The sequence below is a fragment of the Streptomyces sp. NBC_00285 genome, assembly GCF_036174265.1.
Classification (GTDB): Bacteria; Actinomycetota; Actinomycetes; order Streptomycetales; family Streptomycetaceae; genus Streptomyces.
Window position 1 is genome coordinate 7,749,326 of the sequence record NZ_CP108055.1, and the last position, 14,393, is coordinate 7,763,718.

Sequence of the window (14,393 nt, forward strand, 5' to 3'; positions counted from 1 at the left end):
GCCGCGGCCCGCGTCACCGGGTCAGGACGGCGGAAGGCTGCGGCGGCCGTCCACCAGCGCCTCCCCCAAGGGGGTCGCGCTGTGGTGGACGGCCGGTCCGCGGCGCCGGGTGACGATCAGGCCGGAGTCCCGCAGGGCGGCGGTGTGATGCGACACCGTCGCGGGGGAGACGACCAGCCGCTCCGCGAGCTGCCCGGTCGATCCGCCGCCGGAGGCGAGGACGGTGAGCAGGTCGGCCCGGGTCCGGCCCAGCAGGGTGCGCAGCGACTCCCGCTGCCCGTGCACGGACTCGGCGTCCGTCCGCGACCAGCCCAGGTCGTGCGCGATCGGATGGACGATCACCGGAGGCAGCCCGGGATCGCGCAGGGTGATCGGGGCCTGCCAGCAGAAGAACGACGGCAGCAGGAGCACCCCCCGCCCGTCGAGGTGGATGTCCCGGTCGTAGGAGCTGGCCATGGTGAGCAGGCCGGACCGCCAGCGCAGATCCGGGTGCAGGGTGGCCAGCATGCCCTCGACGCCGCCGTCCGCCACGGCCCGCGTCCGCAGCGCGCGGTCCGTGTCGAACGCCGTGCGGATCCGGGCCCAGTGCGGCCGCAGGGCGACGGCGAAGTAGCCGCGCAGGGCCCCGCCGAGGCGCCGCAGCGTGCCGGAGTCGCCCTCGGCCAGCGACCGGGTCCAGGTCCCGGGACAGCGGGCGGCGGCGAGCCTGCCGACATCGCGGCGCAGCCGTCGGCGCGGGGTGGACAGGACGGTGTCGATCGCCGCGTCCAGCCCGTCCTCGTCGAGGGCGGGGGTGAGGAAGTCGGCCGAGTAGCCGCGGGGCGGGGCGAGGTCGAAGAGCATACGGACCGGAGCGGAGAGCCGTGACCGGACCTGCCTCTTCCAGGGGCCGAAGACGACCGAGCCGTCCTGGCCCCCGACCAGATGCAGGCTGAGGAGCAGTTCCCACAGCGGATCGGGCCTGCGCGCCACCCGTACCCGGGCGATGTCCGTGTCCGTGAAATGGAACGTCAGCATGGTTCCCCCGATGCGCGGCAGGCTGCGGTCAACAGCCGGACGTGGTCCCGCAGGGGATAAGAGCACCGTGCCGGGACGGGGGTTGCACGAGTGGCCGATACCGGGTGGAGAATGGCCGATTCAACGGCACGTCCTCAGAGCCACCCGGCGAACTCCAGCAGCAGCTCGGCATCCTTGGGCCGCCCCACCCGGAGCGCCCGGACCCCGGACTCCACGGCCCGGAACAACGTCCACCCCCGCAGCCGTTCCTGATCCACCTCCAGCGACTCCGCGAGCCGTTTGATCCGCCGCCGCGTGGTCGCCGCCCCGGACGGCGAGGCGATCAGGTCCTCGACGCGGTCCCGCACCAGCCGGGCCAGATCGAACGCGCACTCACCGACCACGGGATCGGGCCCCACGGCCAGCCAGGGCGACCGAACACCCGCCAGCACCTTGCTCTGCCGGAACGTCCCGTGCAGCAACCGCTCCTCAGGCGGCGCGGCCAGCAGCGACTCCCGCGCGTCGAGAGCCGCGCTCACCAGCTCCGCCGCCTCCGCGGAGGCGCCCCGCATGACCGACGCCTGCCGTCCGGTCCGCTCCGCCACCGTCTCGAACGCATGGCCACCGGGCGGCTCCACCCACAGCCGCCGCAGGGCCCCCGCCGCCTCCAGCAGCGCCTTGGCCTCAGGCAGCGACCGCACGGAGACATCGGGATGCAGCCGCTCCAGAAGGAGCACACCCTCACCCGCGGGCTCGTCGACGAGCTGTACGGTCCCCCGGCCGCCCCAGTGCGCGAGAGCCGCCCGCTCGCTCTCCGGCCGGGCCCGGGGCGGCGCCAGCTTGAGCACGGCCGGTGTCCCGTCCGCCCGCCGCACGAGCACGACGAGGCTGCTGCGCCCCCCGGGCACCTGCACCCGCTCCACGGTCAACTCCCGCAGCGCGACGGCCTGTACGGCGTTCTCGGGCAGCTTCTCCACCCAGCCGTCACCGTCCGGAGCGCTCTCACCGAGCGCCCGCACCAGCCGCTGCGGTGGTTCGAAAGCCATGCGCGAGTCGTTCCCTTCCGTACTGCGTTACGCGGTGGGGGCGGCCGAGGGTGACGCCGTGATCGCCCGCTCGGCGAGTCCAGGGAAGGCTACGCTCTCGCCCCGCCAGCGCACCGCCCGCACCGCGGCCTCCCGCAGCGCCTCCGCGGCCGTGCCCCGCCGCCCGCCCTCTGCTGCCCGCACCAGGTCGGAGTACACCCCGGCCACCCGGTCCTCCAGCTCGGCGGCCAGCCGCACCGCCGCGGCCGAGTCCGGCACCGGGAAGGGCAGCGCGTACGCCGGCGCCGCGGCCACCGGCGTCCCGCCCAGGCCCCGTACGTCACGCACCAGGGTGTCCCGGCGGGCCCGGTGCGCGTCATAGGCGGCCTTGGCCTCCGTACGCCGGCCCGCGGCGATCCGGCCGCCGACGACGCCGTAGCCGTAGACGGCCGCGTGCTCCGCGGCCAGCGCCTTCTGGAGGGCCTGCAGTACCTGCTTCTCACTCATCGGGCCCCCTCCGTCAGCAGATAGGCGTGTGCCGCACCGGCCGCCGCCACCGAGGCCAGCAGCCGGGCCAGCTCGCCCGGCACGTCGAGCAGCGCCGTGGCCCGCCGGTCTGCGAGCGCCCGTTCGGCGACGGCGAGCCCGGAGAGGGCGTCCTTCTCGGTCGCGGGCACGGGGGTCGGCGCGGGCGCCGACGGCGAGGCATCCGACGCGGTGGCAGAGGCCTTCGTGACCGTCGCCCCGAACGCCTCCGTGTGCCGCACGGCTTCCGCCCGCAACGGCCCCAGCCGCACCGCGAGCGTCGGGTACGCGGCGAGGACGGCGTCGTAGCGCTCGACCATGCCCCGGCTGTCCCGGGCCGCACGCACGCGTGCCCGCTCGACGACGGACGGACTCCCGGCGGTGCCCTCCTCGGTGCTCGCCGCCCCGTCGGAGCAGCCCACCAGCAGGGCGCCCCCGGCGACCGAGGCGAGCAGGGATCTTCTGCGCGGCCCCGTGGGGGTGCGCGGGAGTGGGGGGAACGGCACGGCTGACGTCCTAGGGAGGCTCGTACGAACACACTGGCGGGAAGGTCGGCCCGCTCGCGATCACCGTACCCGCGCACCGGGCCGCCCTCGCGGCAACCCACCTGAGGGGCGCGCGCAACACCCCCGCCGACCGGATACCCTTTGACCAGACACGCGACCTACCCACAACAGCACACGCGGCCGAGGAGTCACCCGGATGAGCACCACCCAGAGCGAGAGGCTGCGAGAGCTCCTGGAACCGCTCGTCACCTCCGAGGGCCTGGATCTCGAAGAGATCGCCATTGACTCCGTGGGGCGAAAGCGAGTGCTGCGTGTCGTCGTCGACTCGGACACCGGTGCCGACCTGGACCAGATCGCCGATGTGAGCCGCGCGCTCTCGGCGAAGCTCGACGAGAGCGACGCGATGGGCGCGGGGGAGTACACCCTCGAGGTCGGCACCCCGGGCGCCGAGCGCCTCCTCAAGGAGCGCCTCCACTACGAGCGCGCCGTGAATCGACTGGTGAAGTTCCAGCTGACCGAGGGCGGCGGCGAACTGGTCGCCCGGATCCTGAAAGTCGGCGACGAAGGTCTCGAACTCGAAGTGCCGGGCGTGAAGGGCCGCAAGGCCACCGCCCGCGGCCTCGCCTTCTCCGACATCGACAAGGCGCGCGTGCAGGTCGAGTTCAACCGCAAGGACGACGAGAAGAACGACAAGAAGGAAGAGGAGGCGTAGCCGTGGACATCGACATGAGCGCCCTGCGGGGCTTGGTACGGGAGAAGGAGATTTCCTTCCCGCTGTTGGTCGAGGCGATCGAGTCGGCCCTCCTCATCGCCTACCACCGCACCGAGGGAAGCCGCCGTCACGCGCGCGTGGAGCTCAACCGGGAGACCGGCCATGTGACCGTGTGGGCGAAGGAGGACCCCGACGACCTCGAGGAGGGCCAGGAGGCCCGGGAGTTCGACGACACCCCGTCGGACTTCGGCCGTATCGCCGCCACCACCGCCAAGCAGGTCATCCTCCAGCGGCTGCGCGACGCCGAGGACGACGCGACGCTCGGCGAGTACGCGGGGCGTGAGGGCGACATCGTGATGGGCGTGGTCCAGCAGGGCCGCGACCCGAAGAACGTGCTCGTCGACATCGGCAAGCTGGAGGCCATCCTGCCCGTGCAGGAGCAGGTGCCGGGCGAGACGTACCCGCATGGCATGCGGCTGCGGTCGTACGTCGTGCGCGTGGCGAGGGGCGTCCGCGGTCCCTCCGTGACCCTGTCGCGCACGCACCCCAACCTGGTGAAGAAGCTTTTCGCCCTGGAGGTGCCGGAGATTGCCGACGGGTCCGTCGAGATCGCCGCGATCGCCCGCGAGGCCGGTCACCGCACCAAGATCGCCGTACGGTCCACCCGTTCGGGCCTGAACGCCAAGGGTGCCTGCATCGGGCCCATGGGCGGCCGGGTGCGCAACGTGATGGGTGAGCTGAACGGCGAGAAGATCGACATCGTCGACTGGTCGGACGACCCCGCCGAGATGGTCGCCAACGCGCTGTCGCCGGCCCGGGTCTCCAAGGTCGACGTCGTGGACATGGCCGCCCGCTCCGCGCGCGTGACGGTCCCCGACTACCAGCTCTCCCTCGCCATCGGCAAGGAGGGGCAGAACGCCCGTCTCGCGGCCCGGCTCACCGGCTGGCGGATCGACATCCGGCCGGACACCGAGCAGGTCGGGGACTAGTTCCAAGCCGCAGGCCGCCGAGATCACGACAGTTATCGGGGCGGCAACTGTTCGATCTTTGCCCCGGAGGGGTGAGGTCGGTACGGAGAGGTAGACTTAAGAGTGTCTGGCCGGACGCCCGCCCGCGCATGCCCTGAACGCACCTGTGTGGGGTGCAGGCGGCGAGCGGCCAAGACGGAGCTGCTGCGCATCGTGGCGATCAAGGACGCATGCGTCCCCGATCCTCGCGGTACGCTGCCCGGCCGGGGTGCGTATGTGCATCCCGCGCTGGTCTGTCTCGACCAGGCGGTACGCCGCCGGGTGTTCATGAGGGCGCTGCGCGCCCCGGGAGCGCTCGACATAAAGGCGTTGCGCCAGTACGTCGAGCAGACAGACAGTTGCTGAGCAGGCAACACAGTGAGAAGCGTCGCGCGGAACCCCCGTGCGGCCCTGGTACCCCGCGAGTTGGAAGTAGGTCGAGATTGCGATGAGCACTCGATGAGCACGCGATGAGTACGCCCATGAAGTAGCGACGGTCCGGACACACCCGGACCTAAAAGGAGCGAAGTGGCTAAGGTCCGGGTATACGAACTCGCCAAGGAGTTCGGGGTGGAGAGCAAGGTCGTCATGGCCAAGCTCCAAGAACTCGGTGAATTCGTCCGTTCGGCGTCTTCGACCATCGAAGCGCCCGTAGTCCGTAAGTTGACGGACGCCCTCCAGCAGGGCAACGGAGGCGGCAAGCCCGCTTCCGCACGCAAGGCTTCGCCGGCACGTCCGGCAGCCCCCTCTCCCGCGCAGGCCGCCCGTCCGGCAGCCCCGCGCCCGCCGGCCCCCAAGCCGGCCGCCGTCGAGACGCCCGCGGCTCCCGCCGCGCCGGCCGCTCCCGCCGGCTCCCGTCCCACGCCGGGCCCGCGGCCCGCGCCGAGGCCCGCTCCGGCGTCCCCGGCTCCGACCACGCCCGAGTTCACGGCACCGCCGTCGGCTCCCGCCGCCGCCCCGGCTCCGGACCAGGGCTCCGGCCCGCGTCCGGCTTCCGGCGCTCAGCGTCCGGCTGGTCAGGCCGCCCCGCGTCCGGGCGCCCCGCGTCCGGCCGGCCCCGCTCAGGGTGGTCAGGGCCGCAGCGAGCGCCCCGAGCGTGGCGAGCGTCCCGGCAGCCCCCGTCAGGGTGGCCAGGCGCCGCGTCCCGGTGCCCGTCCTGCCGGACCCCGTCCGGGCAACAATCCCTTCACCTCCGGTGGCTCCACCGGCATGGCCCGTCCGCAGTCGCCCCGTCCGGGCGGCGCTCCGCGGCCCGGCGGTGCCGGCGGTCCCGGTGAGCGTCCCGGCGGCGCCCCGCGTCCGCAGGGTCAGAGCCAGGGCGGTCCCCGTCCCCAGGGCGCGGCGGGCGGTGCCCGTCCGCAGGCTCCGGGCGGCGCTCGTCCGAGCCCCGGTGGCATGCCCCGTCCGCAGGGCGGTCCCCGTCCCGGCGGTGGCCCCGGCGGCAACCGTCCCAACCCCGGCATGATGCCGCAGCGTCCGGCTGCCGGTCCGCGTCCCGGTGGCGGTGGCCCCGGCGGCCGCGGTCCCGGCGGTGCAGGTGCCGGTCGTCCCGGCGGTGCCGGTGGCGGTCGTCCCGGTGGTGGCGGCTTCGCCGGTCGTCCCGCGGGTCCCGGTGGTGGCGGTGGCGGCTTCGCCGGTCGTCCCGGTGGTCCCGGTGGCGGTGGCGGTGGCTTCGCCGGCCGTCCGGGTGGTCCGGGCGGTGGCGGTGGCGGTCGTCCCGGCTTCGGTGGTCGTCCCGGTGGTCCCGGTGGCCGTGGTGGCACGCAGGGCGCCTTCGGTCGTCCCGGCGGTCCCGCGCGTCGCGGTCGCAAGTCGAAGCGGCAGAGGCGCCAGGAGTACGAGGCCATGCAGGCCCCGTCGGTCGGCGGCGTGATGCTGCCTCGCGGCAACGGACAGGCCGTCCGTCTGTCGCGCGGTGCGTCTCTCACCGACTTCGCGGAGAAGATCAACGCGAACCCGGCGTCGCTCGTCGGCGTGATGATGAACCTCGGCGAGATGGTCACTGCCACGCAGTCCGTCTCCGACGAGACGCTGAAGCTCCTCGCGGACGAGATGAACTTCGTCCTCGAGATCGTCAGCCCCGAGGAGGAGGACCGCGAGCTGCTCGAGTCCTTCGACATCGAGTTCGGCGAGGACGAGGGCGACGAGGAAGACCTCGTGGTCCGTCCGCCGGTCGTGACCGTCATGGGTCACGTCGACCACGGTAAGACCCGCCTCCTCGACACCATCCGCAAGACGAACGTCGTCGCGGGTGAGGCCGGCGGTATCACGCAGCACATCGGTGCGTACCAGGTCGCCACCGAGGTCAACGGTGAAGAGCGCAGGATCACCTTCATCGACACCCCCGGTCACGAGGCGTTCACCGCCATGCGTGCCCGTGGTGCCAAGTCGACCGACATCGCGATCCTCGTGGTGGCGGCCAACGACGGTGTGATGCCCCAGACGATCGAGGCGTTGAACCACGCCAAGGCGGCCGACGTGCCGATCGTGGTCGCGGTCAACAAGATCGACGTCGAGGGCGCGGACCCGACCAAGGTGCGCGGTCAGCTCACCGAGTTCGGTCTGGTGGCCGAGGAGTACGGCGGCGACACGATGTTCGTCGACATCTCCGCCAAGCAGGGCCTCAACATCGAGAGCCTGCTGGAGGCCGTGGTCCTCACCGCGGACGCCTCGCTCGACCTGCGGGCCAACCCGGAGCAGGACGCGCAGGGCATCGCGATCGAGTCCCACCTCGACCGTGGCCGTGGTGCCGTCTCGACGGTCCTGGTCCAGCGCGGCACGCTGCGCATCGGCGACACCATGGTGGTCGGCGACGCGTACGGCCGTGTCCGGGCGATGCTCGACGACAACGGCAACAACGTCGAGGAAGCGGGTCCGTCGACCCCCGTCCTGGTCCTGGGTCTCACCAACGTCCCGGGCGCCGGCGACAACTTCCTGGTCGTCGACGAGGACCGCACGGCACGTCAGATCGCCGAGAAGCGGGCGGCGCGCGAGCGCAACGCCAACTTCGCCCGCAGGGGTGTCCGGTTCTCCCTGGAGAACCTGGACGAGGCCCTCAAGGCCGGTCTGGTGCAGGAACTCAACCTCATCATCAAGGGCGACGCGTCCGGTTCGGTGGAGGCTCTCGAGTCCTCGCTGCTCCAGCTCGACGTCGGCGAAGAGGTCGACATCCGCATCCTGCACCGCGGTGTGGGTGCGGTCACCGAGTCCGACATCAACCTGGCGACCGGCTCCGACGCCATCGTCATCGGCTTCAACGTCCGCGCTGCGGGCCGCGCGGCGCAGATGGCGGAGCGCGAAGGTGTCGACGTCCGGTACTACTCGGTGATCTACCAGGCCATCGAGGAGATCGAGGCGGCCCTCAAGGGCATGCTCAAGCCGGAGTACGAGGAGGTCGAGCTCGGCACGGCGGAGATCCGCGAGGTCTTCAAGTCGTCCAAGCTGGGCAACATCGCCGGTGTCCTGGTCCGCTCGGGCGAGGTCAAGCGCAACACCAAGGCGCGCCTCATCCGAGACGGCAAGGTCATCGCGGAGAGCCTCAACATCTCCGGTCTGCGTCGCTTCAAGGACGACGTCACCGAGATCCGCGAAGGGTTCGAGGGCGGTATCAACCTCGGCAACTTCAACGACATCAAGGTCGACGACGTCATCGCGACGTACGAGATGCGCGAGAAGCCGCGCGGCTGATCGTCGTAGCACGCGATCGGGGCCGGTCGGCGGGAGTTATTCCGTCGATCGGCCCCGGCCGTTGCGTGTACGGTTCCCGTATCGGCGTCGAAGCGTGGCGCCCGTACCCCGAACCGGCGGGACATCCGGACACACATGTATGTGGGGACTCTGTCCTTCGACCTGCTCCTCGGTGACGTTCACTCACTGAAGGAGAAACGCTCACTCGTCCGTCCGATCGTGGCCGAGCTCCACCGCAAGTACGCGGTGAGCGTGGCGGAGACGGGCAACCAGAACCTCCATCGCAGAGCCGAGATCGGGGTCGCGGTGGTCTCCGGGGACACGGAACACCTCACCGACGTACTGGACCGCTGCGAGCGGCTGGTCGCCGCGCGGCCCGAGGTGGAACTGCTCTCGGTTCGACGCAGGCTCCACAGCGACGAAGACTGAAGCAAGCAGCAAGACAGTTACTAAGGAGACGGACCAGTGGCCGACAACGCGCGCGCCAAGAGGCTGGCGGACCTCATCCGAGAGGTGGTGGCCCAGAAGCTGCAGCGTGGGATCAAGGACCCGCGACTCGGCACCCACGTCACCATCACGGACACCCGGGTCACGGGTGACCTGCGGGAGGCGACCGTCTTCTACACCGTGTACGGGGACGACGAGGAGCGGGCCGCCGCGGCCGCCGGTCTGGAGAGCGCCAAGGGCGTGCTCCGCAGCGCGGTCGGTGCGGCGGCGGGCGTGAAGTTCACGCCGACGCTGACGTTCATGGCCGACGCGCTGCCCGACACCGCCAAGACCATCGCGGACCTCCTCGACAAGGCACGCCAGTCCGACGAGAAGGTCCGCGAGGTCTCGGCGGGTGCCGCCTACGCCGGTGAGGCCGACCCGTACCGGAAGCCGGGCGACGAGGACGAGACGGACGACGCCGCCGAATGAACGGGAAGACTCCGCCGCCCGACGGCCTTGTCATCGTCGACAAGCCGTCGGGCTTCACTTCGCACGACGTGGTCGCCAAGATGCGCGGGATCGCCAGGACCCGCCGCGTCGGACACGCAGGCACCCTCGACCCCATGGCGACGGGCGTCCTCGTCCTCGGCGTCGAGAAGGCGACCAAGCTCCTCGGGCACCTCGCGCTGACCGAGAAGGAGTACGTGGGCACGATTCGGCTCGGCCAGACCACCCTGACCGACGACGCGGAGGGCGAGATCACGGGGTCGGCAGACGCCTCGAAGGTCACCCGGGACGCCGTCGACGCCGGGATCGCCAAGCTGAGCGGCGCCATCATGCAGGTGCCGTCCAAGGTGAGCGCCATCAAGATCGACGGGGTGCGCTCCTACAAGCGGGCCCGCGACGGCGAGGAGTTCGAGATCCCCGCCCGTCCCGTCACCGTCTCGTCCTTCGCGGTCCACGACATCCGGGACGCGGTCGCCGAGGACGGCACCGCGGTCCTGGACCTGGTGGTCTCCGTGGTCTGCTCCTCCGGCACCTACATCCGGGCGCTCGCCCGCGACCTGGGCGCCGACCTGGGCGTGGGCGGCCACCTCACCGCCCTGCGTCGCACCCGCGTGGGCCCGTACAAGCTGGACTCGGCGAAGACCCTCGACCAGCTCCAGCAGGAGCTGACGGTGATGCCGATCGCCGACGCCGCCATGGCCGCGTTCCCGCGCTGGGACGTCGACGCCCGGCGGGCCAAGCTGCTCGGCAACGGCGTACGGCTCGACATGCCCGACGCCTACGCGGGCGCCGGCACGGTGGCCGTGTTCGACTCCGAGGGCCGCTTCCTCGCGCTGGTCGAGGAACACAAGGGCAAGGCGAAGAGCCTGGCCGTCTTCGGGTAGAGGCGGTCCGGCGGGTCGGGTCGGCCGACAGGCCCCGCGCGTTGTTGCCGACCCGGGCGGGGCCGGCCTTGAGGCCAAGCTTCGCGATGTCGGGTCCGTCACGGCGGGCAGGCGCGGCCGGGGCGTCGGAGTCGGCTGCCCGTGGAGCGGCGATCACGGGGTTGCGTCGCCGCTCCACGGTCCCCCTCGGTTCCCCCACCCCTAGGGTGTATCCGCCCGTCCCCTTCCATTCACCCGCGCGGACGGGCGCTCGGAGTGAACCGGGGGAGCGGAAGGGGGCGCGTTCACCACGCGATCTGTCCCGCTGATCACCACGCGCCTACCGTCGAAAGCAGGAACGTGCGTACGGCGGGGAGGTTCGACCATGGCGGCTCGGGGCCCGCGGGGTGACTCCGTCGGCGCAGCGGTGCCTCTCCCCTCCGATGTCGGCGCGGGGAGCCCGGCGCAGCGGGACGGGGCCGCACGGGAGACGGCCCCGACCATGGAGCAGCGGGGCCGGAAGACCAGTCTGCCGGGCGACCCGGAGACAGGCTCCGCAGGGCGCGCCGACCGCGAGGCGGCACAGGAGGGACGGCGGGTCCGCTGGGGGGCCCCGGAGGCCGACGACACCGGTCGGAGCGGGTGCGAGAGATCCCGGTCGGCGCGGCACGGCGCCCCTCCCCGGCACGCGCGCGGCCGCAGCAGCGGACTTCAGGAACAGGTCTCCGGGCCCGGCCGGGACGAAGACCTCGTACGCATCCACGATCTGGCCGGGCGGGTCCGGGGCACCGGATTCGTGGCCGATCACCACGGCACCGTCGTCACCAGTCACGAGGCCGTCGACGGGCTGCCCCGACTGGTGCTGCGCGCCTCCGGTGACCGCACCTGTGTGGTGACCGCCGACGCGGTGACCCCGCTGCCCGAGCTGGACCTGGCGCTCGTGCGGACCGAGGGGCTCGGTGTCGACCCGCTCCCGGTCGCCGCGCACGACTCCGCCGAGACCGGCGCCTACGTCCGCCTCCCCGCAGGCTGCTGGCGCGAGGCACGGGTTCTCGGCGCGACCCCCGTGACCTACACGGCCACCGACCGTTTCCACCTCCTCGACGACGTCCTGGAGCTGGCGATCGGCACCGCGGGACGGGACGCCCTGCGGCTGGGCGGCGGGGCCGCCGGGGGACCGGTGCTCGACGCCGGGACCGGCGCGGTCGTCGCCGTCCTCGGCACCGCGCTGCAGAGCGGCCATCGCGACAGCGGCTACGCGGTCCCGCTCCGCTCCGCCCGGTCCGGCCCCCTCGCCGACCTGCTCGCCGAGAACGCGGCGACGGTCCCGGCGTACGGCGCCGACCTCAACCTGGCCGGCGTGCTGGAACTGACGGCCACCTCGGTGGGCCAGGACGGCCCGCCGGGCACGCTGGCGGGATACGTGGGGCGCGGAGGCACCACGGAACCGGTCGAAAGGGCCGCGACAGCACGGGAGTTCACCGCCTTCACCGAGGGCCGGGCCACCGTCCTCGGGCTGGTCGGCCCGCCCGGCAGCGGCCGTACGACGGAACTCGCGGCCCTCGCCGCCCGCCGCCACCGGGGCCCCGCCCCGGCCCCCACCCTCTGGCTGCGCGGCGCCGACCTGGCGGACACCGACACCTCGGTCGCCGACGCGGCCGGCCGCGCGCTCACCAGGGCCGCCCGCATCGTGGCGAGCTCCTCGGACACCGTCCCCGCCGACCTCGGCGACATCACCCCCGAGCGCCTGGCCCGCCTGTCACGGGCCGCCGGCCGACCCCTGATCCTCCTGCTCGACGGCCCCGAGGAGATGCCCCCGGTCCTGGCCCACCGCCTGGCCGAGTGGACCGAGGGCACGGTGAAGTGGCTGCGGGACACGGGAGCGCGCCTGGTGGTGGGGTGCCGGGAGGAGTACTGGGAGGGGGCGGGGACGGCCTTCCCGGAGGACCTGCTGCACGGCAGCCCGGACCGGTGCTTTCCGCCCTGCGTCCGCCTCGGCGACCTCACCGACGACGAGGCCCGCCGGGCCAGGGCCCGCTACGCCCTCTCCGACGGCGCCCTGAGCGGCCCCGACGCCAGGCACCCCCTCGCCCTCCGCCTCCTCTCCGAGGTCCGTGCGGCCCTCCCGCACGTCCCGCACGCCCCCGTGGACCGCGACGAGGTCTTCTCGGCGTACCTCGACCTGATGTGCCTGCGCATCGCGGTACGGCTGGCCACACCGGGCGGTCTGCGCGGCACCGCCGTCCGCCGCCTCGCCGCGAAGGTCTGCGGACAGGTCCACGAGGCCGCCCGCCGCAGCCTCGGCCCCGGCCAGGGCGAACTGGACCGCGAGTCCTTCGAGGCCGTGTTCCCCTGGGGCCCGGCCCCCGCACGCCCCGGCGGCTCCGGCTGGGCCACCGCCGTCCTCACCGAGGGCCTCCTCGTCCCCGCCGGCACCGGCTACCGCTTCGCCCACGAGGAACTCGCCGACTGGATCCAGGGCACACACCTGGACCTGGACGAGGCCCTGCGCGCCCTGGTCCACCGCCGCCGCACCGGCCGGGAACACCCCCTCCCCGTCCCGCACCACCGCATCGGCCCCGTCGTCCAGGCCCTGCTCCTCGTCGCCCGCCAGCAGGGCGCACCCCGACTGGCGTGCCGACTGCAGGAGTTGGTCCACGCCCTCGACGCCGACCCGGACTCCTGGTGGGCGGCCCGCCTCCTCACCGAGACCCTGCTGCGCGTGCCCGACGCGACGCCGTACGCCGATGTCCTGCGGCAGCTCACCGACCGTCTCGTGGCCCGGCGCCGTCAGGAGGAACCGGTACCGCCCGCGTTCGGCCCCGCCTTCTGGACCGCCCTTGCGCTCCCGCCGGGCGCCCGCTTCGACCTGCTCCGCCGTCTCGTCCTCGCCGACGGGCCCCCGCACCGGCCCGGCCCCCGGTTCCTGGACGCCGTGGCGGAGCTGCTCGCCGCCGACCCCGCCGCCGTACAGCCGCATCTCACCGGCTGGTTCGACGACGAGCGGCCGCTGCCCGCGACCCCGCACGCGACCGTTGCCAAGGCCGCGCAGGCGCTGCTGCACACGCATCGGACCCGGGCCCTGGACGACCTCACCGAGGTGCTCGTCGGCCGCGCGCACCGGCGGGCCGACGAACTGCTCGCCGTGCTGGCCGAGGACGAACCGTCGGCGGTGTGCCGGGCCGTGGACCGGTGGGCGCACGACGAGCGGCCGGCGCGAAGGGTGGCGGCGCTGGCGTACGGACTGCGCGCCGCCCCGCACGTACGCACCGAGGCCGACCGCGAACTCCTGCGCTACGCAGCCCTCACCCTGCTCGCCCGCCCCGACGACTGCACCCTGCACGGCGGCGCGCTCGCCCTGCTCGTCCGCGACCCACGCACGCGTGCCCGTCATCTCCCGCAGGCGCTCGGGCACTTCGCGGCCGGTGACCCGCAGTTCCCGCCGAGCGCGCTGGTCCCCGCGCTCGCCACCGACCCCGACCCGGTCCTGGACGCGTTCCGGGAGCGGCTGCGCCGACCGGGCGCCGGAGAGGCGCTGCGCACCCTCGCCGACGTCACCACGCCCGCACTGGCACGCCGGGTGGCCGCGCTGGTGCGGGAGGCTGTCCAGCAGCGCCCCGAGACGGCCGGAGACGTGGCTGCGTACGTCGACCGGCGCCTCGACCAGGGCCCCGCCGCCCGGGCCGTCCTGCTGCCTCTGGTGACCGGCCTCCTCGACGGCGGCCCGGAAGGGGTGCGGGCCGCGCTGGCGGCCGTGCTCGCGGGGCCCGGCGCCCCCGTCTCCCTGCCGCTGCGCCAGGAACTCCTCGAATCCCTCCTCGACCACGAACAGGAGCCCGCGGTCCTGGTGGCCCTGCTGCCCGCGGCCGCCGCCCGCGTGGACGCAGGCATCCGCGATCTCGTGCACCGCATCGGCCTTCTGCTCGTCCGCACCCCGGACGGTGCGAACCGCTTCGACCGCGGTCTCGTCGACCTCGGCCGGCATGTCCCCGGGTTCGCCGCGCTGGTCGCCGGCTGGCTCACCGAGAGCCCCGAGGAGTGGGCGGCGGTGGTCGGGCCCAGCACCCGGCGGATGATCGAGAACCTGGCGGGCGTCCGGGTACCCGCCTGAGATTGCGTGCGTCGGGTCACAGCCC

12 protein-coding genes are annotated in these 14,393 nt (G+C 73.3%); 8 read left to right on the plus strand and 4 right to left on the minus strand.

The window, feature by feature from the left end:
- Positions 1–21 precede the first annotated feature (21 nt).
- From OHT57_RS35825 to OHT57_RS35840, 4 genes are all read right to left on the minus strand, one after another.
- The gene (locus tag OHT57_RS35825; protein WP_328750908.1) at positions 22–1,017 is read right to left on the minus strand and encodes an ArsR/SmtB family transcription factor; all 996 of its coding nucleotides are present in this window, start codon (positions 1,015–1,017) and stop codon (positions 22–24) included.
- Between the two features lie 134 nt (positions 1,018–1,151).
- On the minus strand, positions 1,152–2,042 hold the full coding sequence (locus OHT57_RS35830) for an aminoglycoside phosphotransferase family protein (protein ID WP_328750909.1): 891 nt from the start codon (positions 2,040–2,042) through the stop codon (positions 1,152–1,154).
- A 27-nt stretch (positions 2,043–2,069) separates the two neighbouring features.
- Positions 2,070–2,528 (minus strand): ferritin-like domain-containing protein, encoded by a 459-nt coding sequence (locus OHT57_RS35835; protein ID WP_328750910.1) that lies wholly within the window; start codon positions 2,526–2,528, stop codon positions 2,070–2,072.
- The gene (locus tag OHT57_RS35840) at positions 2,525–3,052 is read right to left on the minus strand and encodes a hypothetical protein (RefSeq protein ID WP_328750911.1); all 528 of its coding nucleotides are present in this window, start codon (positions 3,050–3,052) and stop codon (positions 2,525–2,527) included. The genes OHT57_RS35835 and OHT57_RS35840 overlap by 4 nt, the downstream gene beginning before the upstream one ends.
- Positions 3,053–3,248: 196 nt before the next feature.
- Between OHT57_RS35840 and rimP the strand changes: the two genes are divergently transcribed.
- The 8 genes from rimP to OHT57_RS35880 all read left to right on the plus strand — a co-directional run bounded on the left by rimP (position 3,249) and on the right by OHT57_RS35880 (position 14,368).
- On the plus strand, positions 3,249–3,764 hold the full coding sequence (gene rimP, locus OHT57_RS35845) for a ribosome maturation factor RimP (protein WP_328750912.1): 516 nt from the start codon (positions 3,249–3,251) through the stop codon (positions 3,762–3,764).
- Between the two features lie 2 nt (positions 3,765–3,766).
- Positions 3,767–4,753, plus strand: coding sequence for a transcription termination factor NusA (nusA, locus tag OHT57_RS35850; protein ID WP_328750913.1), 987 nt, complete (start codon positions 3,767–3,769; stop codon positions 4,751–4,753).
- A gap of 102 nt (positions 4,754–4,855) precedes the next feature.
- Positions 4,856–5,137, plus strand: a complete 282-nt coding sequence (locus OHT57_RS35855; RefSeq protein ID WP_328750914.1) for a YlxR family protein — start codon at positions 4,856–4,858, stop codon at positions 5,135–5,137.
- A gap of 162 nt (positions 5,138–5,299) precedes the next feature.
- Positions 5,300–8,458, plus strand: coding sequence for a translation initiation factor IF-2 (gene infB / locus OHT57_RS35860; RefSeq protein WP_328750915.1), 3,159 nt, complete (start codon positions 5,300–5,302; stop codon positions 8,456–8,458).
- A gap of 135 nt (positions 8,459–8,593) precedes the next feature.
- Entirely contained in the window at positions 8,594–8,887 is a 294-nt protein-coding gene (locus OHT57_RS35865; protein ID WP_328750916.1) for a DUF503 domain-containing protein, read from the plus strand.
- Between the two features lie 36 nt (positions 8,888–8,923).
- Positions 8,924–9,376: a 30S ribosome-binding factor RbfA gene (rbfA, locus tag OHT57_RS35870; RefSeq protein ID WP_328750917.1), complete on the plus strand. Its 453-nt coding sequence runs from the start codon at positions 8,924–8,926 to the stop codon at positions 9,374–9,376.
- A complete protein-coding gene (truB, locus tag OHT57_RS35875) occupies positions 9,373–10,278 on the plus strand; it encodes a tRNA pseudouridine(55) synthase TruB (protein ID WP_328750918.1) in 906 nt (301 codons plus the stop codon). The genes rbfA and truB overlap by 4 nt, the downstream gene beginning before the upstream one ends.
- A gap of 481 nt (positions 10,279–10,759) precedes the next feature.
- Positions 10,760–14,368, plus strand: a complete 3,609-nt coding sequence (locus OHT57_RS35880; protein WP_443053641.1) for a trypsin-like peptidase domain-containing protein — start codon at positions 10,760–10,762, stop codon at positions 14,366–14,368.
- Positions 14,369–14,393 lie beyond the last annotated feature (25 nt).

Bases quoted from the DNA above. Each gene is read 5' to 3' on its own strand.
- OHT57_RS35825 (WP_328750908.1), bottom strand. From the start codon at position 1,017: ATGCTGACGTTCCATTTCACGGACACGGACATCGCCCGGGTACGGGTG.
- OHT57_RS35830 (WP_328750909.1), bottom strand. From the start codon at position 2,042: ATGGCTTTCGAACCACCGCAGCGGCTGGTGCGGGCGCTCGGTGAGAGC.
- OHT57_RS35835 (WP_328750910.1), bottom strand. From the start codon at position 2,528: ATGAGTGAGAAGCAGGTACTGCAGGCCCTCCAGAAGGCGCTGGCCGCG.
- rimP (WP_328750912.1), top strand. From the start codon at position 3,249: ATGAGCACCACCCAGAGCGAGAGGCTGCGAGAGCTCCTGGAACCGCTC.
- OHT57_RS35865 (WP_328750916.1), top strand. From the start codon at position 8,594: ATGTATGTGGGGACTCTGTCCTTCGACCTGCTCCTCGGTGACGTTCAC.
- truB (WP_328750918.1), top strand. From the start codon at position 9,373: ATGAACGGGAAGACTCCGCCGCCCGACGGCCTTGTCATCGTCGACAAG.
- OHT57_RS35880 (WP_443053641.1), top strand. From the start codon at position 10,760: ATGGAGCAGCGGGGCCGGAAGACCAGTCTGCCGGGCGACCCGGAGACA.